Here is a 24,554-nt window from a genome sequence, read left to right on the forward strand (position 1 = left end):
CCTTGTATTTATGGAGACTGGCGAAGTCCGCAGGATCTAAGTTAAAGCCAGATTGTCCTAGCGGAATCACACCGCCATCATAATTCTCAATGACCTGCGGCTGGATGTTCTCTGCGTTGAAGTCTGCTGTATCCATGTGGGAAATAAAGCCAATCTTGCGGGTAAAGCTAGGGTCGTTGGCTGGCAGAGTTCCAATCGCAAAGCCGTTGGGCAGGTAGTAGACATTTTCCAAGCCGACTCGCTTCATCTCAGGGATGAGGACATTTTTGGCAAAGTCCACCTGACTCTGGGTGCTGGGTGTAGTAGTAGATGTCTCGTCTGAGCGTGTGTTGACCTTGACATATGTCAGAAAACGCTCTAACAGATTAGGATATTTCATAAATGCTCCTTTTTCATTTCATTTAAATCTATTTTAGCATATTCAGGAGAGAGTGAGAAATGTTTTTCGTTTCTTGAGGGCAAAGGCAAAATCTGGTAAACTATATCTATGCAAATGGAAAAAACAATCAGCAAAGCTGTGATTTTGGGGGCTTCGGGAGGTATAGGTCGTCAGCTGGCTAGGGAACTGGCTCAAAGGACAGACCAGCTAGTCTTGGTTGGCAGAGATGAAGCTAAGCTCACTCAGTTGCAAGAGGATCTATCTGGAGTCAAGGCCAAGCTTTCCTTCAGAGTTTTGGATTTGCTGGATGCGGCTGCTGTAGACGATTTTGCTCAGCAGTTAGAGGCAGATCTACTGATTAATTGCTGCGGTCTGGCTAATTTTGGTCCGGCGCTATCTCTTTCAGAAGCAGATGAAAAGGCCCTCTGGCAGGTCAATTACCAAGCACCGATTCGACTGATCAAGCAAGTTGCGGAGCGCAATCGCAAGATAAGACTTGTCCAACTTTCCTCTCTGGCAGCGCTTTGTCCCCATCCTTATTTGGCAGCTTACAGCTCCAGTAAGGCCGCTTTGCAGACCTACTGTCTAGCCTTGCAAGAAGAGCTGCGCCTCAAAGGCTCTCAAATGACAGTTTGTCTTTATATACTGGGACCGGTTCGGACTGCCATCTTTCCTCCAGAGTTACAGAATGCTTTAGGTGGAAGTCAGTTGCAAATGAGCCCGGAGATAGCAGCACAACGCATCGTCGGACTGCTCCAGCAAGGCCGTTCCTATGCTATAGTGGGCATGAGATATCGACTACTGGCTTGGCTCATGAAGCTACTTCCGCAAAGATGGATTATCCGTTTGACTGGCGCATATCTACGAAAGGGGCTTTGATCATGAAACTTATTTTTTTCCTGCTGGCTGCTGCCTATTTGCTTCTCTTTATCTTGCGTTGGCTCTTGTCTTTGGCTTATTTGAAAAAAGGGCAGAGCTCTTCATCGGACTTTCAAGAGGAGCTTTATACGGTGGTTCAGCCCATCCTATCTGGTGACCCTCGTTTGGAAAATGATTTATTAGCCAATCTCCAGCAGACAGAAGCAGTGGAGTTTTACTGGCTGATTGATCAGTCTGATCCAGAGGCGCAGCGAGTGGCTGACAAGATTTGTCAAAATCCTTCTTATGCCCAGCGCATTCGCATTTTTCTCATGGAGGATGTCCCCCAGGGGATTAATCCTAAGAGTTATAAGATTGAGCAGATTATAGATGAGCTGACTCGACCTTATTTGATTGTTCTCGACGACGACAGCGTCATTGATTTTTCAAAAATGGGAGAATTGGCAGCTCATCTAGGTGAGAATGTTATTTTGACAGGCATTCCCTATAATCAGGAGCGAAGTAATTTCTGGTCCAAGCTAGTAGCTGCTTTTGTCAATGGCAATTCTTTTATTACCTATTTTACCATGGCAGAAGTCAAAGCCAACCACTCGATTAATGGAATGTTCTACATTCTGCCACTTGAACTGGCTAGGGAGCAGAAGCTCTTCAGTGCTATCAAAGACTACCTATGTGATGATTTGGCTGTGGCGGATTTTCTGCGTAGCAAGGGAATAGAGATTATCCAGACGCGGGTGACCTGTAATGTTCGGACTACTATCAAGGATGCCAAGCAATATCTGCTGCAAATGAAGCGATGGCTGCTTTTTAGCTCTATCTATCTGAAGGAGCACTTGGACTGGAAGGTTATTATTTTAATTGCTCTACCTAGTTTCCTGCCCCTTCCAGCCTTGCTTATTAGTTTCTTTCTTGGCTGGCCTTTTGTACTGCTGGCTTTGCTTTTGCTCTTGATCAAAGCGGTTTGGATGCTGGCATATCGTCGCCTTATCCTAACTGGTCGGCCGTATCCTGATGAAGTGTTCTACGAGGTGCTGAACGACCTAGTCTTGCCTTGGCTTTTCCTCTATGTCTTGCTCAGTCCGCGGGTGATTAACTGGCGGGGAAGGAAGATTCGAGTGACGGATGGGAAAATCCGCTATGAGTAAGATGAAGCAGTACTTGGATAAGTTGGATGCTTTGTCGCCAGACCAAACCTTGCTAAAATCAAGCAAAGTCTTGCTTTTTCTCAGTGGCAGCAGCCATTTGGAGAGCGCTAGTTTAACTGCAGGCCAGCTTGAGTTTCTTGAGCAGATTTGTCCACCAGATTTCTCAGTGGTGCCAAGCAATTTTCCGTTTAACCAGGTATTTGAGCACGGGAGACAAAACCAAGTTTCCTTGTTGACAGCTTCCATTTCCAATATCCGTTACTATTGGCACACTCTCTACAATTCTCGCTTTCAGGAGGCTTTGCAGCGGCATTTATCTCCTTTACTGGGTGTTGAGGATGCTGTCATTATCTGCAAAAGCTCGGGGCTCAATATGCTGACCCAGTGGCTGGAGGATTTGGTTGAGGAAAATCTGCCAATCGGACTGAGAGTGATTGCGCTGGGGCCTGTTTCACGGAGACTCCTAACTCGCAAGGATATTGACTTGCTGGTCATCAAGGGCAGGAAGGATATTTACAGCAGATTTTTAGATGGCCATCCAGCAGATGTGATGGTGGATAGCAACCATTTTAATTATGAATACAGGGAAGATGTGAAAGGATTAGTTTATGACTGGATTAGAAAAAGTGATAAAGATTGATGTGATTAGTGTGCCATTTAGTGGCCACCTGCTGCCTACTTTGACCTTAGTCAAGCCTCTGCTAACGGATCCGCGTTTTCGGATTCGGGTCATCACTGGCTGCCAAAAGAAAGAGTTAGTAGAGGAAATTGGTTTTGACTGTCTGGCTCTCTTTCCAGAAAGACCGACGGTGATGGAGGATATCGCCAATACCCCGCAGCAAAGCAACCCTTTAATTACCTATCAGCAGTTTCGGGCCAATTCTAGACTAATTCCAGAGGTTATAGACGAATTAAATCGAATTTGGCGAGAGGGCGGTAAACCGAATTTGGTCATAGCGGATTTTGTTGCTTCACCAGCAGGCCTGATTTCTGATCGCTTTGGCATCCCATGGATAACCACGATTCCGAGTCCGGTTGCGATTGAGTGCCGGACGACAACTCCGACTTATTTAGGAGGCTGGAAACCTCACCAAGGTGTCTTGTACAAATTCAGAGATGCTTTAGGCAGGCAAGCTATTCGTTGTGGAAAGAAAATGGCCTTTGCTTTAGTCCGGAAGAGTTTGGGAGACTATCAAGATTTTAAACTCTATCGGGAAGACGGTACAGAAGCCATTTATTCGCCTTACTCTATCTTAGCTTTGGGCATGAAAGAGCTAGAGTTTCGAGACGATTTTCCTAAGCAGCTTCGCTGGGTTGGCTACAAATGCCTGTCCTTTGATCGTCTGCCTGAAGCACATGAGTCTTATTTTGAGACCGATAAGAAGCGGGTTTTAGTGACTTGCGGTACGCATTTGAAATGGGAGAAGGAGCGCATGGTGGAGCGAGCGAAAAAGCTGAGTCAGCTCTACCCAGATTACCTCTTTTACGTCACCTTGGGAGAAGCTAGTGGCTTGGGTAATCCTCCGCACAGACTGGCGGAAAACCTGCTGCTCTTTGACTATCTGCCCTATACCGATATTCTGGACAAGATAGATCTTGCTATTCACCATGCAGGAACGGGTATTATGATGGCCTGTATTGAGCATGAGATTCCCAGTCTCATTTTGCCGCAGGATTATGACCAGTTTGACAATGCCGTTCGTGCTGAGCTAGCCCAGGTGGGGTTGGTTGCTCGCAGAAAGACTGATGCAGAAGTGCTGCGCCTTTTTAAGGGATTGACAGATCGCACGGACTGGTCTCAGTTGAAAACCCTTGCCCAGCAAAGCAAAGAATATCAGCCTACAGAGATTCTCTATCAGGAGCTGGGGCGCCTGCTTAAGGTTGATTTATAACTGGAAAACTCAACAAACTATTAAAACATACTTCCAATATTAAAGTGTCTGAATTATTAAATTTCCCTATTCTTTTCAAGGAATAGGTTTTTTGGTCTATTCAAGTCTTTTTTAAGATGTTAAAATGAAAGTGATTACAAGAAAGTCGTTGGAAAGTCAACTTGGCTTTCTCTGAGTGACTGAAGAGGAAAGATAATGAAGAAAGCAATTCTAATGATGACTTTTGGCTCGCCAGAGGAGATTAGCTTTGAGGGAGTGGCTGAATTTTTTACCAACATTCGCCGCGGTGTCAGGCCGCAAGACCATGAAATTCAGACCCTCTATGATAACTATGTCCTCATCGGTGGAACGCCTCTGCAGCGTATCAGTCTAGAAGAGGTGGAAAAGGTTCGTCAGCGTTTGGCTGGCGAGTATGCGGTTTATTTTGCCAATAAATTTTCACGTCCTTTTATACCAGATGTGATTGAGCAGATGGAAGAGGATGGTATTGAGGATTGTATCTGTTTGATTCTAGAGCCGCATTTTTCTTACTATTCTGTCATGGGCTATGAGAAGTTTATCCAGAGTGATTCCATCCGCTTTAATATCATTAAGGAATGGTATCAGGAAGAAGCTATTCTTGATTATTGGGCAGAGGAGCTGAGAAAGATTCTTACAGAAGAGGTTAGAGAAGAGACCTTCAAGATTTTCTTCTCAGCCCACAGTGTGCCTATTCTGGCCTTGGATTTCGGAGATCCTTACATTGATCAGATCTATGACAATGCCCGTTTGATTGCTGAAAGGTTAGGTCTGACAGAAGAGGATTATCTCAATGTTTGGCAAAGCGAGAGTGACATCGGACTCCCTTGGATCAAACCTGACGTGCTGGACTATATGCGCCAGCAAGAAACGCATCCGAAGCATTATATTTTTGTGCCGATTAGTTTTATCAGTGAGCATATAGAGGTCCTTTTTGACAATGACGTGGAGTGTAAGGAACTTTGCGAAGATCTGGGAGTTGCCTATCATAGACCGCCTATGCCCAATGCAGATGACCGTCTAATTGATGCCCTGATTCAAACTATCCGCCGCCATGAGAATGAACCCTTCAAAGAATGTTTTCCAGAAGAAGAAACCTTCGATGAATTGCAGCCGTCGGAGGAGAGCAGCCAGATTCTTGCAGAGGATGAAGAGCTGAAAATGCCAGATTTCGTCAAGAAACTGATTGAGAAAAAAGGGCGCGAGAATGTTAAGATGCCATATTTTGTCAAAAAAATGCTGGAGAAAGCAGGAAAGCTGCCCAAGAGTTGATTGTTCATATTCGTTGATGATTTTATAAGATTATTCTAGAAGGAGAAAACCGTGAGACTTTGGCACCAAGATTTGATTGAAAAACTTCCGCGCCAGCAGCTTTTAGGCCAGCACCGAGAGTGTGCAGCCTTGCGTGGACGAGGGTGGGGCAAGCCGCATGCGACGGTCAACTATGTTTTTGAGCACAGTCCTTATTGCCTCTATGCTTATCACCTCTTGATTATGGAGGAGATGCAGAAGCGGGGCTATCAGCCAGATACCCTTTGGCTGGATAGGGACTATCGTGGCAAGACCTGCCCGCCTTACCATGAGTTGCCAGCTGAGGAGCTCGAACATCCCATTTATCCGGAGCATGACGCAGCTTATCTGCAAGAATGCCTGGAAAATCTGAAAGAGAAAGGAATAGAAATTTTTTGATTTCCAAGTGCCAAGACGGCATAGTATTAAGGTTATAGAACAAAAAAAGGAAGAGACATTGCTCTTCTTTTTTGACTTTTACGAATTCAAAATAAACTTCTCAATAGCAGTTGCGACCCCATTTTCCTCGCAGCTGTCTGTGACGGCATCGGCTAGGCCTTTGACATAGTCTGAAGCATTTCCCATGGCAACACCGAGACCTGCATATTCCAGCATTTCGATGTCGTTATTGGCATCACCGATTGCCATGATTTTTTGAGGATTGACGTCCAATTGTTTAGCCAGTCGCTCTAGGGCAAAGGCTTTGGTCACACCAGACGGCATGGCCTCGTAAATAACTGGCTGGGAGCGAACGCCGCTGAAACGCTGGCAGATTTCTTGGCCAAAGTCAGCTTCAAAAGCATCTACCTGTTCTTGGCTGCCTAAAAACATAGCTTGAAACATTCTGTGTTGACCGCTGCAAGCCTCTTCCAGTCTAATCTCAGTTGGAGTGGTGAAGACTAAGCTAGCGTCATTCACGACATAGGAACTAGCTTTTTCTCCGACAACGAAATAATGCTCTTCATCAAAGAGAGTCAGCTGGACAGGGCTATTTTCAGACAGGGAGTAGAGATAGCGGATATCCTGACCGCTCAGCTCCTGCCAATCTACCAGACTCCAGTCGCTGGTCTGGTGTGTAGCGCAGCCGTTGTCCACGATGACATATTCGTTTTCCTGTGCCAGACCTAGCTTGTCATAGTAAGGCTTGACGCCGACCAAGGGGCGACCTGTGCAGAGGACTAATTTAACCCCTTTATCAATGGCTTGGTGGATAGCCTCAATGTGAGCCTGAGGAATTTCTTTTTTGCTGTTGAGCAAGGTGCCGTCCATATCAAGTGCAAGAATTTTAATCATAAAGTGTCTCCAAAATTATTCTCTGACTAGTATAGCATAATTTATAGAGAAAGTCCGAGTCTATAGGAAAAATTACTGGTCTTGTGTTATAATAAATAGAATACCCTAAAAGGATGAGAAAAATGAATTTAGAAGATTTGAAAAAACGTCAGGAGAAGATCCGCAATTTCTCCATCATTGCCCACATTGACCACGGGAAATCAACCTTGGCTGACCGAATTTTGGAGGCGACTGAGACGGTTTCCAGTCGGGAAATGCAGGCCCAACTCTTGGACAGCATGGACTTGGAGCGGGAGCGCGGTATCACCATTAAGCTCAATGCCATCGAGCTCAATTATACTGCTAAGGACGGTGAAACCTATATCTTCCACTTGATTGACACGCCAGGACACGTGGACTTTACCTATGAAGTTTCTCGGTCGTTAGCGGCCTGTGAAGGGGCTATTTTGGTCGTGGATGCAGCTCAGGGGATTGAAGCTCAGACCTTGGCTAATGTTTATCTAGCGCTGGATAATGACTTGGAAATCCTGCCAGTTATTAATAAAATTGACCTGCCAGCTGCGGATCCAGAGCGGGTGCGGGCAGAGATTGAAGACGTGATTGGTTTGGATGCTAGCGAAGCCGTATTGGCTTCTGCCAAGGCTGGCATCGGAATTGAGGAAATTTTAGAGCAGATAGTGGAAAAAGTCCCAGCTCCGACTGGAAATGTTGAAGCACCGCTCAAAGCCTTGATCTTTGACTCGGTCTATGATGCCTATCGTGGGGTAATCCTGCAAGTGCGGGTTATGGATGGTGTGGTCAAGCCGGGAGATACCATTCAGCTCATGAGCAATGGCAAGACCTTTGACGTGACTGAGGTCGGCATCTTTACGCCCAAGGCTATTGGACGTGAGTTCTTAGCGACAGGGGATGTTGGCTATATCGCAGCTTCTATCAAGACGGTACAGGATACTCGGGTCGGGGATACAGTGACCTTGGCCGACAATCCAGCTGCAGAGCCACTGGCTGGCTACAAGCAGATGAATCCTATGGTCTTCGCTGGTCTCTATCCGATTGAATCCAATAAATACAATGACCTGCGTGAGGCTCTTGAAAAGCTCCAGCTAAACGATGCCAGTCTGCAGTTTGAGCCAGAAACATCTCAGGCGCTAGGATTTGGTTTCCGTTGTGGATTCCTGGGCTTACTGCACATGGACGTCATTCAAGAGCGTTTAGAGCGTGAGTTTAATATTGATCTGATTATGACGGCGCCATCCGTTATCTATAAGGTCAATATGACGGATGGTGCTTCGCTTGATGTGTCCAACCCAAGCGAGTTTCCAGATCCGACCAAGATTGATTCTATCGAGGAGCCTTATGTTAAGGCACAGATTATGGTGCCGCAGGAATTTGTCGGAGCGGTGATGGAGTTGGCTCAGCGCAAGCGCGGTGACTTTGTGACCATGGACTATATCGATGATAATCGGGTCAATGTCATCTATCAAATCCCACTTGCTGAAATCGTCTTTGACTTCTTTGACAAGCTCAAGTCCTCTACTCGTGGCTATGCTAGCTTTGACTATGAAATTTCTGAGTATCGCTCGTCCAAGCTGGTGAAGATGGATATTCTCCTCAATGGCGACAAGGTTGATGCTCTCAGCTTTATCGTTCACAAGGAATTTGCCTATGAGCGCGGTAAGCTGATTGTAGACAAGCTCAAGAAAATCATACCTCGTCAGCAGTTTGAAGTACCCATTCAGGCCGCTATCGGACAGAAAATCGTGGCTCGGACAGACATCAAGGCTTTGCGTAAAAATGTCTTGGCCAAGTGTTATGGTGGTGACGTTTCCCGGAAGCGCAAACTCCTAGAAAAACAAAAGGCTGGTAAAAAACGGATGAAAGCTATCGGCTCTGTCGAAGTCCCCCAAGAAGCCTTCCTCAGTGTCTTGAGTATGGATGATGAATAATCTCTTTAATTCCTAGTTAGCGTGTTCCAAAAAGGAGGAAAATCATGAAACGATCGTACTTACTTGGTGCAGTCCTTGTATTGACTTCACTTACTCTAATGTCTTGTGCCAAATCTGACCAAAATGATGAACAATCAAGCTCATCGACTAGTTCTATTGCACAAGTGAAAAAGAAGTCTTCAAATTCTTCTTCTAAAAAAAGCAAGAACAAAACCAATCAAGAAACAAAACGTGTTGGTTCTCCAGAGTTTGGTTATATCGATATTCCAAGTAAATGGATTAAATTTTTTGATGCAGAGGTTGAGGGACTTATTCAATATACAGACGGTTCTGCTTATAATATCGTTACCATGAATGCTGTTTCCAAGGCAGAAGCTGAAGTAGCAGATGGTGAGACTTTCAATGCAGAAACAATTGCTCAGCATGTAGCCTATAATTGGAGTCAAAAAGATAATATTGAGAAGATGTGGGGCTCTAAAAGTACTGTCTCAGGAATAGAAGCCTTTCAAATAAACATCATTTTGAAATCGGGGCAACTTGCTAATACATTAGTTTTTCAAAAAGATGACAAAGTCTATATACTATCCTTTGAAGGCGACGAAGAAACTCTTGATGATTTCATTACAAACATGAAAGATACTTGGAGCCTTGATGGCAAGGGAGCAGTCAGCGAATAATAGTTTAAAAAACAAGAGGTTTATTTATTAAGTCTCTTGTTTTTTCAGTGTAGAAGCTAATTATGTTTCACAAAAATATAGCAATAAATCGAAAAAACGTTCGACTACTATCAAATCCAAGTAAAAAGACTTACAAAAATTTGTAGATCTTTTCTTAAAATCCGAACGTTAGGAAATCTTTTTTGGATTTTACTTGACATTTTTTGAAATAGGAATATGATAAAATGTGAACACTGTATGAGACAAACCTTGTGCGTGTTCGAAAATAATAGAGCGTTGCATCCGTAAGTCAATTTGACACGGCTCTTAAAAAACAAAAGGAGAAAGAATGAATACTTATATCCAAAAGAAAATCGCAAACATGAAGCTGACGCTTTCTGAAATGTCTGGTGGCTACAAACGAATGATGACTAGCATGAAGAAGCTCGGCTTTTCTGGTACCTTGAAACTTATCTGGGACGATTTGTTTGCTCATCGCAGTCTAGGTCAATGGGCCTATCTCTTGATTCTAGGGAGTTTTCCGCTCTGGCTAGAGCTGATATATGAACATCGCATCGTGGATTGGACAGGGATGATTTGCAGTCTGACTGGGATTATCTGTGTGATCTTCGTTTCTGAAGGACGGGCTAGCAATTACCTCTTTGGTTTGATCAATTCTGTGATTTATTTGATTTTGGCTTTGCAGAAAGGCTTCTATGGCGAGGTCCTGACGACTCTTTACTTCACCATCATGCAGCCAATTGGCCTCTTGGTGTGGATTTACCAAGGTCAGTTCAAAAAAGAAAAGCAAGAGTTTGTTGCTCGTAAGCTAGATGCTAAAGGATGGACAAAGTATCTATCGCTCAGTGTGCTTTGGTGGTTGGTCTTTGGCTTGATTTATCAGTCTGTGGGTGCCAATCGTCCTTATCGTGATTCAATCACGGATGCGACAAATGGTGTAGGGCAAATCTTGATGACGGCTGTTTATCGCGAACAGTGGATTTTCTGGGCAGCGACCAATATTTTTTCTATTTACCTCTGGTGGGGTGAAAGCCTTCAGATTCAAGGGAAATATTTGATTTATTTAATCAACAGTTTGGTCGGATGGTACCAGTGGAATAAGGCTGCTAAAAAAGCATAGTCCTATAAATGGAAAAAGAAATCGGATGCGACAATGTCTCTCTTTCCTTTCGTCCTAAAAATATGGTAAACTAGTATTAGTAAAATTTATTAGATTTAGGAAGGAATGACCATGAAAAAGAAGTACTTTCTGCTCTCCCTGATAATCTTAGCCGGCCTCTCCCTGTCCTCTTGTAGCCTTATTAAGAGCTATAGCAGTCGGAAAGCATCTGATTCTTCCAGTCGAGTTTCCCTGAGAGATGACAGCGATACAAGTAGTAGCAGTCGTAGAGAAAAAGATTCGTCAAAGACTACGGGTACGCAGCGGGTTGGTTCTGATGATTATGGCTATATCAGTATTCCTGACAATTGGATTAAGTTTACAGACGTAGATGGTGGCGACAGTGTCCAGTATACGGATGGAAGTGGCTATAACATTGTCACGATGAACGCTTATACAAAAGAAAAAGCCAATATCGGAGAAGGTGAAGAATTCAACGCTGAAACTATTGCCCAACGGATCGCTTACCACTGGAAGGATAATAAGGAAGTCGATGATTTTTGGGGAGCAAAGAGTACAGTAGCTGGAAATGAAGCCTTTCAGATTAATGTTGTTTTAAAATCCACTCAAAACCTAACGGTTTGGGTCTTCAAACAAGGCGATAAGGTCTATATGATGTCCTTTGAAGGCGATGAAGATACTCTGTATGAGTTTATCCCCTATATCGAAGAAACTTGGAGCGTCAGCAAGGACGGTGGAAAAAGCATTTAGCAACCGCATGTGATGATTGCTCTCTAAGTTCATAAAAAGCAAATCTGAGACTGGTTCTCAGATTTTTTTGCGAGGTGGAATATGTCATATTTTTGGGGTTTGACAACATTTAAGAGCGCTCATTTTATGATATAATAAAAACAATTTGAATACAGAAAGAAAAATATATGACCCAAGAAATCGACCTTGAAAAGTACCATCAGTTAGCTCTGCAGAAGCAGAAAGAGCACCGAAAATTTTTAGCCAGTCTTAAGAAAAAGCCACCAAAAAACCTCGATAAGATTGCCCAGCAGATCCATGATGAGGTCTTTGAGGAGATTGACTGTACAGCCTGCGCCAATTGCTGTAAGACGCTGGGACCAGACTTTAAGGAAGCCGATATTGTCCGTATTGCCAAGTATTTCAAGATGAAGCTGCCGGCTTTTGAAGAGGAGTTTCTGCAGGTGGACGAAGACGGTGACAAGGTTTTCAAGGCGATGCCTTGTCCTTTTTTAGGAGGAGACAATCTTTGCTCAATCTACGATGTCCGGCCAAAGGCTTGCAGAGAATTTCCCCATACAGACCGTAAGAAGATTCATCAGATTAATCATCTGACAATCAAAAATACCCTAACCTGTCCTGCGGCTTATCTCTTTGTGGAGAAGTTGCGGGATAGGTTGTAGAATCCCCCTCTAAATCTTGTACAAAAATTCTAGGGCGGAAGTATCTTATATCTGTTAGACTATAGTTAGAATTGAACACGGCCTAAAAGCTGTGTGAAAAAGATAAAATTTTCTCGGAGCAGGAGCCCCTCCGCCAATTTTCCTATTTTCACTTTGTTTTTAACGGCCTTAGTATCTTTTGTGAGGTGAAAAAGAATATGATGCATCAATTCAATCGAACCATGGAATATCTGGAAAGTAAGTTGGATGCAGAAGTGGACTTGCAGAAATTCCAGCAATTATCAGGCTATTCTTATGCTCTTTTTAGCAGGCTCTTTTCCATCCTAGCAGATATGACTTTAGCAGAATATCTACGCAATCGCAGGCTGTCAGAAGCAGTGACAGACTTGCGGGAAAGATCTGAGAAAGTCATTGATATAGCACTGAAATACGGCTATGAGTCTGCGGATGCCTTCAGCGCAGCCTTCAAGAAATTCCATGGTGTTACTCCCTCAGAAGTTCGAAATGGAAAACCTTATCGGGTCTTTCCTAGACTTCAATTATCCTTAAAGATTACAGGAGGAAAGAACATGGATATCAAGATTCAAAAGAAACCTGCTTTTACCGTGGCAGGCGTCCTATTGGAAGCTATTGACAATAGCCAGTGCCCGTCTGCATGGGAGCAGCTCTATGTAAATCACACCTTTGAAAGCCTAGAAAGTCTGGGCAGTGGCCAATCCTTTGGTGTCTGCTCGGATGTCAAAGAAGGCGAAATCATCAACTATATGGCTGCCTATGATGTGAAGGATAAAGCTAAAGCAGAAGAACTAGGTCTGTCAATCAAAGAAATCGCAGAAGCTGAATATGCCATCGTACCCGTCAAAGGCGCTATACCAGGCAGCATCCACCATGCTTGGAAATATGTTTTGGAAGTCTTTTTCCCAGAAACTGGCTATCGCCACTCAGGAGCACCAGACTTTGAAGTTTACACCGAGGGAGACATGTCCTCGCCAGACTATCAAATGGAACTCTGGATACCAGTGGTGAAATAAAATGGTGATTGCAAGTCATTTTTTAGGCGTTGATTACAGAGGAGGATGATGCTATGCAGATGTATTTTGGGGACGTTTCTCTTTGTTATACATATTCACTTGCGATGGCGCTGCATTCGTACGGTTATGATGTTCGCCCTGAGTTTTTGGAAGCCATTATGGTAATGGGAAATGGCGCCAGTATTGTAAAGGAAGATGAAAAACACCCCTTAGTTTTCTTTGATAATGGAATGCCAGATAGTTCTATCAGCCATTCTTTAAACATTCTGGGTTTTACATATGATGAATACTATATAAAGGATTCAAATGATTTGAATCTTCCCTCTATCAGAGAGATCTTAAGTAAGTTCTTGCTCAGCGGGTCAGTTGTTCTTGGCCCTTTGGACATGGGTTATCTGACTTATAACCCCAATCATATCCATTTGTATGGGGTGGACCATTTTGTTTCAGTTTATGATCTAGATGATGAGTTTATCTATTTCCATGATCCAGCAGGCTTTGCTAGTATGAAAATGAGTTTCTCAGAATTTTTAAAAGCCTGGGAAGCTAAAAATATCGACTATAAAAGAGGTTCTTTCTCCATGTGGGGAAACTTCAAAAAAATCAAATCTCCTACTTCCAAAGAGATTTACCAGAAAACATCTATACTGATGAAGCAACGATATGAGCACGGCGAGGAGAATGTGATTGCAAAATATGCTAAGTCGGTAGCGGACAATGGCTTGAATGAAGAACAAAAGCATCTTCATCAATACTTTAGTTTCAAATTAGCTTCTATCAGAAATCTATACATGAGCAACTTCTTAAAAGAATACGATGCTGTCAGATCAGAAATAAAAGAAAATTTAGCAAGATTGTTCGGCCAAGCTCATCTATTTTGTATCAAGGAAGATTATCAGAAACTATCAGAAGTCTTGTTTGATATTGCAGCGTTAGATAGTAAATTTAGAGATTTGTGTATTCACTATAAAGAAGAGTAGAAGAAGTGAGAAAAACGAAGATGCTGTTTGGGAAATAAAAGAATGTAATGCAGCAGGATTGAAACCAGGGGTGCCAGACTATCAAATGGAACTCTGGATACCTGTGGTGAAATAAAATGAGAATCAGCCGTTTATTTTTGAGCGGCTGGTTTTTTATGCATTGTGGTATAATGAAGCTACTACAGTTGCAGAAAGGATTTCTACCTTGTTATACAAATTTCTACTTTTCGACCTTGACCATACATTGCTGGATTTTGATACTGCTGAAGATTTTGCTCTGACTGCTTTTTTGCAAGAGCAAGGTATAACAGATATTCAGACCTACAAAGACTATTATATTCCCATGAACAAGGGGCTTTGGCGGGAACTGGAGCAGGGTAAAATTACCAAGCCGGAGCTGGTCAACACTCGCTTTTCTCGTCTTTTTGCCCATTTTGGCATTGAGAAGGATGGAGCAGAGCTGGCCTTTCTTTATCAGCAGCATATTGCTCAGCAAGGACAAACTTACGCTGGTGCTAGCGAGCTTTTGGACAACTTGACAGCTGCTGATTATGAGATTTACGGAGCGACCAATGGCATCACGGCTATTCAGACCGAACGCATGGCCCATTCCGACATTTCTCCTTATTTTAATCATATTTTTATCTCGGAAAAGATGGGGACTCAGAAGCCTGAAGCTTTATTTTATGAAAAAATAGCAGAGCAGATTACAGATTTTGACCTGTCTCAGACTTTGATGATTGGAGACTCCTTGACAGCTGATGTTGCTGGCGCTAATAATGCTGGATTGGACTCTATCTGGTACAATCCCAAGCAGCTAGAAAATGAAAGTCTTTTTCAACCGACCTATACCGCTTATTCTTATGACGACATTATCAGACTATTGGTTCCATAAGGAGACTTCAAATGAAAAAAATCCTTGCCTTGTTTTCTCTTCTTGCCAGTTTGTTGCTACTGACAGCCTGTTATGCTAAGAAAGAAGAAGTCGACGAGAGCATACGAACGACGAAGTCCCTTTTTAAAAAGCTCCCTTTTCAGCCCGTCAAGATTAGTTCTGATGGCAGTTATCATTATGAGGGTGGCGGGGCGACAATTGATTTGTATTTCACCGAGGAAGATATCCAAAAGTACCCTATTCTAAAATACCACCCAAATCGAAAAGGCAGTAAAATCGAATTTTATGAGATATTTTACGGAGAGAGAACAGCAGATCAGCTACTGGATTGTTTGGTAGACCAAGAAATAACTAGCTTAATTGATGAGATTGAGGGCGAAATGGAAGATGATATGACTGCTGTATACCAGCAAAAATCAGGATTTGACAGAGCTCTATTTCAGACTATAAGCGTTTCGTCCTCTAAAAAGGTTGATGATTCAGAAAGTCTAAATAAATATCTCATGCTATATAGTAAGTTTTTAGTCGAATTCAGGAACAATCCAGAAAATCATGATAAGCTAAAAGAGATTGTCCAAAAAATGGATAAAGCTGACCTATTAAAATGGTCTTTCGAATTTCATTCAGACCAAGTACTGGATGAGAAAAATATATCAGAAGACGAGGTAAAAAGCAGGTCCTATAATAGTCGTAGTGGAGACACAGAGTATTATGCACCGGAGACCATTAATAAGTATATGGATTTAGGTGCTTTTCCTAAAGACGCTTCAGTCAAATTGTTTTTTAAAAAATATGAAAACCTTTCTGAACAAATAGTTTTAAACAACCAAAAAGACTAATCTAAAAAATTTTTAACTCTGTCAAGAAAAAAACTTGACAGCTGTTTTTAATCTGCTATAATAGAACATGTGCTTAATAGCTCTGCTATTTCACCAAAAGAAAAAATAAAGAAAAGAGACCTTAATAATGGCAGTAAAAATCCGTTTGACTCGTATGGGTTCTAAGAAAAAACCTTTCTACCGTATCAATGTTGCAGACTCACGTTCACCTCGTGACGGACGTTTCATCGAAACAGTTGGTACTTACAACCCACTTGTAGCTGAAAACCAAGTGACTTTGAAAGAAGACCGTATCCTTGAGTGGTTGGGTAATGGTGCACAACCTTCTGATACTGTACGCAACATCCTTTCAAAAGAAGGCGTATTGAAGAAATTCCACGATTCAAAATACTCTAAATAATAGAAGTGTAGGTTGACATATGGACACGATTGAAAATCTAATTATTGCGATAGTGAAACCTTTGATTTCACAGCCAGATGCCTTAACTATCAAGATTGAGGATACACCTGAATTTTTAGAATATCACCTGGATCTTGATCAGAGTGATGTTGGACGTGTAATCGGTCGTAAAGGTCGTACTATCTCCGCTATAAGGACGATTGTTTACTCTGTCCCAACTGAATACAAAAAAGTTCGCATCGTTATTGATGAGAAATAAGAAGAACGGGACCAGTGCGTCCTGTTTTTTCTACTTCTCTTAGCGAACTGAGTGTGCAGCTCTCAAGTGAGCTTAGGGAAATTGATGCCCAGCGAAGCGTGGGTACAAGACCCTTAATGAAACAAGCCGTTAGGCGCAGTTGAATTTAGGGGCATTGATGCAGATCGAGCGTATACGAGAACTACGTATATTTGCTTCTTCAACGAGGAAAGCGAGAAGCGTGGAAACGGAGGAAATATGAAGTCAGAAGATTATGCTTGGAACGCCCACGAACGAGAGTGTTATGAGAATGGACAAGTGAGTCTACCTAGTCCTTACAAGCTAAAGATTCTTGATGACGGTCGGAAAAGATTGGAACTGGAACAAATCTTGGTCCAGCTTCCTCAGAAGCAGCTTGCCCAATGGGCAATGGAACATGCCACTCGCTTTACAGCTCTGATAGATATTGGTGACGATCTTAAAAAACAGCAAATCTTGACTCAAGTCCAGGAAGTGTTTGAAGCGCGACTTTCGGGAAATGTTTCTGCCAATGAGCTGAGGCAGACTGGTTTCTTAGCTCAGCAGCTGTCGCAGCAAGCAAAATCATCACTCAGTAAGTATGCCGCGCGTGTCTTTGCCCAAGCGGTCGCAACAGCCCACATGCGAGGTCATGCCATTGTCTCGGCAGATTATGCCGTCAAAGTAATAAATCTACAGAGTCCGGATGATATGCAAGCAGTTGTCTGTGAAAGAAAGCAGCAAATTGAACTGGCTATTAAGTGGCAGAAAAGTGCTGAAATTGAAAAGAAAGATTAGAAATGATGAAGGATATGAACCACATAAAAAATGAGGAGTTACTATCGGCTATTGCCTTTTACGATAAGAAAAATGATAAGTTGATTCGTCATATTGTTTCAGCGGAGAATTGTGACTTGGTTGTTTATCATAGACCAGGTAGAAGAAAAGAAGAAAAGCGTCATATTATTTTCTACCATGGAGCTTGTGGGCGTAGCCAAATGTGGGCCCATCAGTATGAGGCTTTTGAAGATTTTGACCTCTATTTTGCCAATGTTAGAGGACAAGGTGAGTCCTTAATGAAAAGAGGGCTTCCTGACTTGGAAGGGGCAACTCAAGATGTAGGCGTTATTTTAGATTACTTTCAGTTAGATAAGGCTATCCTAGTAGGACATTCTTGGGGTGGTAATCCATTGCAAGAATATACTTATCGTCATCCTGAACGTGTCCAAGCACTAGCCATGATTGGGAGTTGGGGACAGCACCGTTATATGTCAGATAAAGAAAAAAATCGAATAAAGTACAGTTCTCTTATGTATAAAACAATTCCTTGGAGAATAATTGCAGATAAAAATTCTAAAATGTGCTCAAATAATCTAGTGACTCGAGAATTGATTAAGAAAGCAATTTTAGATACTGGTAGAGATATTTTTATCAATCTTGGAGTAACAGGGTTTCTAGCAGTGCATGAGATTGAAGGGTATAAGGGCAATCCTCCTATGATTTTTATTCGTGGAGAGCATGACTTTCCTACTCATTTGCAGAAAATATATTCAGACCTCATCTCGCTTAACCCAAATTCTCGTCAGGTAGTTGTTTTAGGTACGAAACACCAGCCTATGAATGATTCTCCACTTGAATTTAATGAGATTTTGGAACAATTTTTTATCGAAGTAGATCATCAATTAAAGGAAAATTAATCTAACCTTGTCTCCCTTGTACATTCCCCTATATCATGATAAAATACTAGGCAGAGTATAATATGTTGGAGTCGAGATGAATTATTTTAATGTTGGAAAAATTGTCAATACGCAAGGTCTGCAAGGTGAGATGCGGGTTTTGTCAGTGACGGATTTTGCAGAAGAGCGTTTTAAAAAAGGCAATACCCTTGCCCTGTTTGACAAGAAGGATCAGTTTGTCATGGATGTGGAGATTGCCAGCCATCGCAAGGTCAAGAACTTTGATATTATCAAGTTTAAGGGGATGTACCATATCAATGACATTGAGAAATTCCGTAATTTCACTCTGAAAGTCCGAGAGGAAGATTTGACGGACTTGGAAGACGGTGAATTTTACTACCATGAAATCATCGGCCTTGAAGTCTATGAAAATGACGTTCTTCTTGGTACGATTAAGGAAATTCTGCAGCCAGGAGCCAATGATGTCTGGGTGGTCAAACGTAAAGGCAAGCGCGACTTGCTGCTGCCTTATATTCCGCCAGTAGTGCTGGGGATTGACATTGAGCAAGGTCGGGTTGATGTAGAGATACCGGAAGGACTGGACGATGAAAATTGATATTTTAACCCTCTTTCCGGAGATGTTTGCACCCTTGGAGCACTCTATCGTCGGTAAAGCGCGGGGAAAAGGCCTCTTAGAAATCAACTACCACAATTTCCGAGAAAAGGCTGAAAAATCTCGGCATGTAGACGACGAGCCATACGGCGGAGGTCAGGGTATGCTGCTACGGGCGCAACCTATTTTTGATGCCTATGATGCCATTGAAAAGAAGCAACCTCGTGTGATTTTGCTGGATCCTGCTGGTCGGACTTTTGACCAAGCCTATGCTGAGGAGCTGGCTAAAGAAGAGGAACTCATTTTCATTTGTGGCCATTATGAAGGCTATGATGATCGGATCAAGACTTTAGTGACAGATGAGATTTCGCTTGGGGACTATGTCCTTACTGGAGGAGAATTGGCGGCTATGACCATGATTGATGCTACCGTTCGCCTGATACCAGAGGTTATTGGCAAGGAAGCCAGTCATACAGATGATAGTTTTTCATCTGGGCTCTTGGAGTATCCTCAGTACACTCGACCTTATGAATATCGGGGTATGGTCGTTCCGGAAGTCCTCATGAGTGGTCATCATGAAAATATCCGCAAATGGCGTCTCTATGAAAGTCTGAAAAAGACCTATCTAAGACGTCCAGACTTGCTGGAACGATATGAGATGACGGCCGAAGAAGAAGCAATGTTAGAAGAAATTCGACAAGCTCAATCGAACTGACAAGCAAAGTTAACTCTTAGAAAGGATCTAAGAGTTTTTGCTTTATTCGATACAGAAATGCTCATTTTTGTTGGAAAAACCAGCTTATTTTTATAATAAAACATTTTTGTAACTAAAATGTAATAAAAAAACTATTAAAAGGATACGTTTGCTACTAGTTAATACTAGCGTTTTGTGATAGTATATTACTATGCGGGCTGCTATACCCAGGTTAATTATAGTATGTGAGATTATAAAAAGGAGATTGATTATGGAAAAGAAAATAGGCAAGTCTGTTGTAGCGACTGGTATCGCGGCTACAACTATTATTTCTGGTGGACTGACCCATCAAGTGCATGCGGATGAGTTGGTTGAATCAACTATAACAGCTCCACAAGCGACTGAGGTAACTGGAAAACCAGTGACAGCAGCAGATGTAGCGGTTGCCCAAGAAAATGCTGAAGCTGCCAAAGCTAAACTCGATGAGCAAAGATCGATAGTAGATACTGCTAAAACAGAAGCTGAAGATGCAAAAACTAGCGTGAAAGTGGCTGAAGCTGCTGTTGAGACTGCTAAAGAAATACAGGCAGAAGCAACAGAAGAAAATGTTGCTAAAGCGGAGACAGAAGCAAAAACAGCAGAGCAAGAGGTTAGCACGAAAGACGTTGCTGTTCGAGAAGCAGCGGCTAAAGCTGCCAAGGCTGACCAAGCTGTTAAAGATCAAGCTAATACTATTAAAGCGAGTCAATCTCTGGTAGATGTTGCAGAGACTGAATTGAAACAAGCTAAAACACCACTTAACTCAGAAGAGCAAGCTGTAGCAACTGCTAAGAGTCAGCAAAGTCAAGCACAGACTGCTTTAGACAATGCAAAGTCTGAACTGACAAAGGCAGAACAAGCAGCGTCTTCTGCTCCACAAGTGCAGGCTGAAATCCAGAATAAAATCAATCAGGCAAAGGAATCTTTGGGTCAAACCAATCAAGCTATCAGCTCTCTTGAAGGACAGATTCCTGCTGCTGAGAAAGCAGCAGCAACAGCTCCTGTTGACCTTCGCAATACGATATATTCTCAATTTTTAGAAAACGTCCGTAACAATGGGGCTAATCAGGAAATTCGTGATGCTGCTAACAATGCACTTGCTGTTTACCAACGCGGTCAAAATGAATTTGGTATTTCAGTTAATTCTGACCCAACCAGTCCAGCTAGTCTAGAAAATAACCTTCAAGCTTTAGAGTTGGTGAAGGCTATTAATGCTTACCGTCGTAATGCTGGCTTACAAGAGTTGTTGGTTGATCCGTATGCGAATGTGGCTAGCCAGATTCAGACTATCTACTTTGAGCGCAATAACTGGCACATGGGCAAGCTGATTGGTAACGAAAATGTGGCGATTAGCTATGACCCACAAGGAGCTGTCAATTTCTGGCACAGTGAAAAAGAACTCTATCAACGGATTGCGGCGCAATATGGACTGCCTACTGATGAAACTCAGATTGATGCTAATGCTATCTATACGAGAGTTGGATCTGGTGTATTTGCTCAGATTGGTCACTATGTTCAGATGATGGACAATAAAGCTAATGCTATCTCGGCGGCTTATGATAAACATCAAAACCGATTTGGCACACCTCATGGTACATCCGAAGTTGGTTTCCATCATATTAGCAACTTTGACCAACGTGTTAATAATGGTACTTTGCTGACTGTTGCGGCTATGGAGCAGTTATTACGTGCTGGTGGTGGTCGTTCTGCAGGTTCTAACGCTAATGTTACAGCACTTAAGAATCAATTGGCTGAACTCAAGGCTCAAAAAGTTGGTCAGGAATCAGCTATCAATATCCTCAATGCTCAATTAGCTGATGCTCAAAAGGCAGCGGCAGCTCAAATTGCAGCAGTTGAAGCAGCTCGTCAGAAAGTAGCAACTGCTGAAAATAATCTAGCTTTGACCAAGCAAAATGTTGCCCTTAAGCAGGAAGCTCTTGACAGAGCGACAGCTAAGATTGCAGCAAACCTAGCACCTTATCAGACTAACTTGAGCAATGCTCAGGCAGTTCTAGCAGCAGCTAAAGATAAGTTGGCAGAACTTCAGTCAGCTCAAGAAGCCGCGAAAGCTAATTTGACAACTGCTCAAGAGGACTTGCTGTCTGCTCAAAAGACATTAGCAGCAGCTAAAAAGAAAGTTATTGACCTTCAAAATGCTCCTCAGTTACTTGCAGAAGCAGAGCGGGAGTTGGCAGAAGCGCAGCTTGATTATGAAGCTAAACAAGCAATCTTAAATCAAGAGACTGCAACTTTAGCTGTTCTTGAGGAATCCTACAACAGTCTTCAAGCGAATTATGAAACTCTCTTGAATATCTTGAATCAAGCATCTCTCCTGTATGGAAATGCTCTGAATAGCAACTATCGCTCAGGTGAAGATAAACAGACTCTAACAGCTGTAAAAGGCGGAGCTGCTGGTCCAGGTGCAGAGGATGAAGCTAAGAAAGATTCAGATGCTAAGACTGCAGAAGTTCATGCAAACACTCGTGAAGTCAAAGGAGCAACTACAGGCGCTGTTCAAGCGGCAGGTGGTGGTGCATTTACTGATTTTGTTGTAAATCCTGCAGCTCAGCTAGCTAGTGTGGCTACGACAGCTGATAAGGCTCCAACAGTTCCTGCTATTCTGCCAAATACTGGTTCAGAAGCAGAACGCCTAGCAATTTTTGGTATGGCACTTGGTGCAGCGGCCTTTTTGGGAACCAACAAGCGCCGTCGCAGAGATGAAGATTATAATTAAAGAAATACAAAATGAGCCTGGAATAATTTCCAGACTCATTTTTTGGTGTCTACAGCAATTAAACAATCTAATATAAAAAGAAAGATAAAAACTTCCGATATTAACTGTCGGAAGTTTTCAATATACATAATAGATTCTATTTGACTGCGCCGCCTGTTACACCTTCTACGTAGTATTTCTGCATGAAGATGAAGAGAAGAGTGATTGGGATAGCGATGATAATCGCTCCAGATGTAAAAGGCAAGAACCATTTATTGATGGCGTCCTTATTAAGCATTTGGAAAAGTCCTAAAGCAACTGTGTATTTTTCCTTGACATCGCCTAGGATGACAGAGGCAAAGATGAAGTCAACCCAAGGTCCCATGAAAGCCATAAGCGCTGTATAAACGATAATCGGTTTTGAAAGCGGCAATGTAATAGTCCGGAAGATTTGGAAGCGGGTCGCTCCGTCGATCATAGCGGATTCGTCCAAAGAATATGGGATAGTATCAAAGAAACCTTTAGCAATATAGAAGCCTAGAGCTGCTCCAGCTGAATAAACCAGAATCAGTGATGTCAGGGTTTGTGTCAAATTGAGTGCTTTCAAGATGTAGTAAACCGCAATCATAGACATGAAGCCTGGGAACATGTTAAGAACCAAAGCCAGCTTGAGGAAACGGTTTTTATGCTTGAATTTGATACGGCTGAGTGAGTAAGCCATACCCACAGTAATCAAAGTAGACAGGATACAAGTTGCTGTCGCAACAATCAGGGTATTCATAAACCACTGAACAAAAGGATAAGTGTTGTTATTAAACAGTCTGATATAGTTGTCAAGAGTATAAGTCTTAGGGAAGAAGTAAGGGACTGCATTAGAACCTTCACCACGGAAGCTGGTCAGAAAAATCCAGATAATCGGCGTTAGCCAGATGAGTGCTAAAACAGCCAGTAAGACATAAATCCCTAATAAACTGAGTTTTTTTCTATTTTTCATTATTTAGCAGTTCCTTCCTTGAATGATGCGGATCTAGTATAGGCTAAGAGACTGAAGGCTGCAGAGATTGCAAAGATCAGGATACCGATAACAGATGCCAGATTGTAGTCCTTGGCAGAAACGGTCAGTTTATAGAGCCAGGTAACCAAGAGGTCAGTTGAGCCAGCCTGATAGTAGGAAGAGTTAGTAGGTCCACCGCCTGTCAGGAAGTAGATAACGTTGAAGTTGTTGATGTTCCCGATAAACTGCTGGATGAGTGATGGCGCCATAATCAAGAGAATTTGAGGGAAAGTAATGCTCCTGAAGATTTGAAGCTTGCTAGCTCCATCAATCTCAGCGGCTTCGATTTGCTCGCTAGGTAGGTTCATGATAATCCCAGTCGCTACCAGCATGGTAAATGGAATACCAATCCACATATTGACAAGGATGATTGAGAACTTAGCCCAAACAGGGTCACTCAAGAATGGAATTGGATGCTGAATGAGATGGAGGCTTTGCAATAATCCGTTCAAAGGTCCATTGTCATTCAGGAAGTTGCGCATCAAGAGCAGGGATACGAATTGCGGCACAGCAATAGTGATAACGAAGAGCGTGCGCCAAACTTTCTTGTACTTGAGGCCTTTGGTATTGAGCAAGAGAGCTAAAACGATACCGAAGAAGAAAGTAGTAGCTGTTGCAGCAACCGCCCAAATCAAGGTCCAGCCTAAAAGTGGGAAGAAGGTGCTAGCCATACGACCTGAGAAAACATCACCAAAACTAGAGAAGCCAACCCAGTCAAAGAGTGATTTAGGAGCTGGATGCTTATGGTCAAAGTTAGTAAAGGCCAAACAGATCATATAGATCAGAGGCAGGATGGTAAAGAGCAGTACTCCGATAAGAGGGATGCTCATTAGGCCCATGTGAAAGCGGCCGTCAGCAAGCGTCTTGAAGTCCTCAACGAAGTTGGGAATCTTCTGGCCTGACTGTTTGAGAGCCATCAAGTGACGAGCACTTTTCAGGTTACACCAGTAGATGTAGGCGAAGACTGCACAGAAGATAAGAGAAGCAAGTCCAAAAATCAGCATCAGCATAGAGTTGTCACCCGCTACTTGAACAGTGATTTCCAAGCCATTAACTTTTTTGATAGCCTCTCCCTGCTCTTGAGTCCCCAATGTAATCATGCCGCCAATAGCTGGTATGATTTGAACTGCAAAAGCAATCAGGAAAGCAATTTCTGAGAAGAGGAAGAGCAGCCCCTTGATGAACTGTTTATGTACGAGGTTGCTCAGCCCCATTATCAGAAAAGAGAGTTTGACATCCCAGGTTCCCTCTTTAAAGACCTGAACCATGGATGCATTGTCATAAGATGACTGAGTCATAGTATTCTCCTTATA

The 24,554-nt window shown here is 42.7% G+C and carries 25 protein-coding genes and 1 pseudogene; 22 read left to right on the forward strand and 4 right to left on the reverse strand.

Annotated elements, in window-relative coordinates; genetic code table 11:
- Positions 1 to 379 (reverse strand): annotated as a pseudogene (locus QZ169_RS06620) (peptidase T); the annotation flags it as partial.
- Positions 380 to 487: 108 nt separating this feature from the next.
- On the opposite strand from QZ169_RS06620, the gene QZ169_RS06625 reads away from it, so the two are divergent.
- The 6 genes from QZ169_RS06625 (at position 488) to QZ169_RS06650 (ending at position 6,002) form a co-directional block, all read left to right on the forward strand.
- Entirely contained in the window at positions 488 to 1,258 is a 771-nt protein-coding gene (locus QZ169_RS06625) for an SDR family oxidoreductase (RefSeq protein ID WP_295505541.1), read from the forward strand.
- 2 nt (positions 1,259 to 1,260) lie between these two features.
- Positions 1,261 to 2,403, forward strand: coding sequence for a glycosyltransferase (locus QZ169_RS06630; RefSeq protein WP_295505546.1), 1,143 nt, complete (start codon positions 1,261 to 1,263; stop codon positions 2,401 to 2,403).
- Positions 2,396 to 3,043, forward strand: a complete 648-nt coding sequence (locus tag QZ169_RS06635; protein ID WP_295505550.1) for a hypothetical protein — start codon at positions 2,396 to 2,398, stop codon at positions 3,041 to 3,043. The genes QZ169_RS06630 and QZ169_RS06635 overlap by 8 nt, the downstream gene beginning before the upstream one ends.
- The gene (locus QZ169_RS06640) at positions 3,012 to 4,295 is read left to right on the forward strand and encodes a glycosyltransferase (protein ID WP_295505554.1); all 1,284 of its coding nucleotides are present in this window, start codon (positions 3,012 to 3,014) and stop codon (positions 4,293 to 4,295) included. The genes QZ169_RS06635 and QZ169_RS06640 overlap by 32 nt, the downstream gene beginning before the upstream one ends.
- A gap of 195 nt (positions 4,296 to 4,490) precedes the next feature.
- Positions 4,491 to 5,585 (forward strand): ferrochelatase, encoded by a 1,095-nt coding sequence (gene hemH, locus QZ169_RS06645; RefSeq protein WP_295505556.1) that lies wholly within the window; start codon positions 4,491 to 4,493, stop codon positions 5,583 to 5,585.
- A 51-nt stretch (positions 5,586 to 5,636) separates the two neighbouring features.
- Positions 5,637 to 6,002 carry a TIGR02328 family protein gene (locus tag QZ169_RS06650; RefSeq protein WP_295505558.1) on the forward strand — a complete coding sequence of 122 codons (366 nt, stop codon included), beginning with the start codon at positions 5,637 to 5,639 and terminating at the stop codon, positions 6,000 to 6,002.
- Positions 6,003 to 6,080: 78 nt separating this feature from the next.
- On the opposite strand, the gene QZ169_RS06655 is transcribed toward QZ169_RS06650, so the two are convergent.
- Positions 6,081 to 6,896, reverse strand: a complete 816-nt coding sequence (locus tag QZ169_RS06655) for a Cof-type HAD-IIB family hydrolase (protein WP_295505560.1) — start codon at positions 6,894 to 6,896, stop codon at positions 6,081 to 6,083.
- Positions 6,897 to 7,018: 122 nt separating this feature from the next.
- Between QZ169_RS06655 and lepA the strand changes: the two genes are divergently transcribed.
- The 16 genes from lepA (at position 7,019) to QZ169_RS06735 (ending at position 22,208) form a co-directional block, all read left to right on the forward strand.
- Entirely contained in the window at positions 7,019 to 8,842 is a 1,824-nt protein-coding gene (lepA, locus tag QZ169_RS06660) for a translation elongation factor 4 (protein WP_295505564.1), read from the forward strand.
- A gap of 44 nt (positions 8,843 to 8,886) precedes the next feature.
- The gene (locus tag QZ169_RS06665) at positions 8,887 to 9,519 is read left to right on the forward strand and encodes a hypothetical protein (RefSeq protein WP_295505567.1); all 633 of its coding nucleotides are present in this window, start codon (positions 8,887 to 8,889) and stop codon (positions 9,517 to 9,519) included.
- A 328-nt stretch (positions 9,520 to 9,847) separates the two neighbouring features.
- Positions 9,848 to 10,639, forward strand: a complete 792-nt coding sequence (pnuC, locus tag QZ169_RS06670) for a nicotinamide riboside transporter PnuC (protein WP_101771405.1) — start codon at positions 9,848 to 9,850, stop codon at positions 10,637 to 10,639.
- Between the two features lie 105 nt (positions 10,640 to 10,744).
- Entirely contained in the window at positions 10,745 to 11,389 is a 645-nt protein-coding gene (locus tag QZ169_RS06675) for a hypothetical protein (protein ID WP_223322586.1), read from the forward strand.
- Between the two features lie 167 nt (positions 11,390 to 11,556).
- Entirely contained in the window at positions 11,557 to 12,051 is a 495-nt protein-coding gene (locus tag QZ169_RS06680) for a YkgJ family cysteine cluster protein (protein WP_002904626.1), read from the forward strand.
- A gap of 197 nt (positions 12,052 to 12,248) precedes the next feature.
- Positions 12,249 to 13,082 carry an AraC family transcriptional regulator gene (locus tag QZ169_RS06685; RefSeq protein WP_149565446.1) on the forward strand — a complete coding sequence of 278 codons (834 nt, stop codon included), beginning with the start codon at positions 12,249 to 12,251 and terminating at the stop codon, positions 13,080 to 13,082.
- Positions 13,083 to 13,135: 53 nt separating this feature from the next.
- Positions 13,136 to 14,062, forward strand: a complete 927-nt coding sequence (locus QZ169_RS06690) for a DNA repair protein RadC (RefSeq protein WP_295505571.1) — start codon at positions 13,136 to 13,138, stop codon at positions 14,060 to 14,062.
- A gap of 205 nt (positions 14,063 to 14,267) precedes the next feature.
- Positions 14,268 to 14,957 carry a YjjG family noncanonical pyrimidine nucleotidase gene (locus QZ169_RS06695; RefSeq protein WP_295505573.1) on the forward strand — a complete coding sequence of 230 codons (690 nt, stop codon included), beginning with the start codon at positions 14,268 to 14,270 and terminating at the stop codon, positions 14,955 to 14,957.
- Positions 14,958 to 14,968: 11 nt separating this feature from the next.
- A complete protein-coding gene (locus tag QZ169_RS06700) occupies positions 14,969 to 15,796 on the forward strand; it encodes a hypothetical protein (RefSeq protein WP_295505576.1) in 828 nt (275 codons plus the stop codon).
- A gap of 127 nt (positions 15,797 to 15,923) precedes the next feature.
- The gene (gene rpsP / locus QZ169_RS06705; protein ID WP_002895310.1) at positions 15,924 to 16,196 is read left to right on the forward strand and encodes a 30S ribosomal protein S16; all 273 of its coding nucleotides are present in this window, start codon (positions 15,924 to 15,926) and stop codon (positions 16,194 to 16,196) included.
- Between the two features lie 19 nt (positions 16,197 to 16,215).
- On the forward strand, positions 16,216 to 16,455 hold the full coding sequence (kphA, locus tag QZ169_RS06710; RefSeq protein WP_002895313.1) for an RNA-binding protein KphA: 240 nt from the start codon (positions 16,216 to 16,218) through the stop codon (positions 16,453 to 16,455).
- Positions 16,456 to 16,692: 237 nt separating this feature from the next.
- On the forward strand, positions 16,693 to 17,250 hold the full coding sequence (locus tag QZ169_RS06715; protein ID WP_295505578.1) for a putative immunity protein: 558 nt from the start codon (positions 16,693 to 16,695) through the stop codon (positions 17,248 to 17,250).
- Positions 17,251 to 17,273: 23 nt separating this feature from the next.
- A complete protein-coding gene (locus tag QZ169_RS06720; protein WP_295505634.1) occupies positions 17,274 to 18,149 on the forward strand; it encodes an alpha/beta fold hydrolase in 876 nt (291 codons plus the stop codon).
- A gap of 76 nt (positions 18,150 to 18,225) precedes the next feature.
- Positions 18,226 to 18,744, forward strand: coding sequence for a ribosome maturation factor RimM (gene rimM / locus QZ169_RS06725; RefSeq protein ID WP_295505580.1), 519 nt, complete (start codon positions 18,226 to 18,228; stop codon positions 18,742 to 18,744).
- The gene (gene trmD, locus QZ169_RS06730; RefSeq protein ID WP_295505582.1) at positions 18,734 to 19,456 is read left to right on the forward strand and encodes a tRNA (guanosine(37)-N1)-methyltransferase TrmD; all 723 of its coding nucleotides are present in this window, start codon (positions 18,734 to 18,736) and stop codon (positions 19,454 to 19,456) included. Before rimM ends, trmD begins: the two co-directional genes overlap by 11 nt.
- A gap of 190 nt (positions 19,457 to 19,646) precedes the next feature.
- Positions 19,647 to 22,208 (forward strand): CAP domain-containing protein, encoded by a 2,562-nt coding sequence (locus tag QZ169_RS06735; RefSeq protein ID WP_295505584.1) that lies wholly within the window; start codon positions 19,647 to 19,649, stop codon positions 22,206 to 22,208.
- A 136-nt stretch (positions 22,209 to 22,344) separates the two neighbouring features.
- Here QZ169_RS06735 and QZ169_RS06740 read toward each other — a convergent pair whose 3' ends face one another.
- Positions 22,345 to 23,181 (reverse strand): sugar ABC transporter permease, encoded by an 837-nt coding sequence (locus tag QZ169_RS06740; protein ID WP_002897450.1) that lies wholly within the window; start codon positions 23,179 to 23,181, stop codon positions 22,345 to 22,347.
- Positions 23,181 to 24,539, reverse strand: a complete 1,359-nt coding sequence (locus QZ169_RS06745) for a carbohydrate ABC transporter permease (protein ID WP_295505587.1) — start codon at positions 24,537 to 24,539, stop codon at positions 23,181 to 23,183. Before QZ169_RS06745 ends, QZ169_RS06740 begins: the two co-directional genes overlap by 1 nt.
- Positions 24,540 to 24,554: the final 15 nt, after the last annotated feature.

The sequence above is a fragment of the uncultured Streptococcus sp. genome, assembly GCF_905372115.1.
Lineage (GTDB): Bacteria > Bacillota > Bacilli > Lactobacillales > Streptococcaceae > Streptococcus.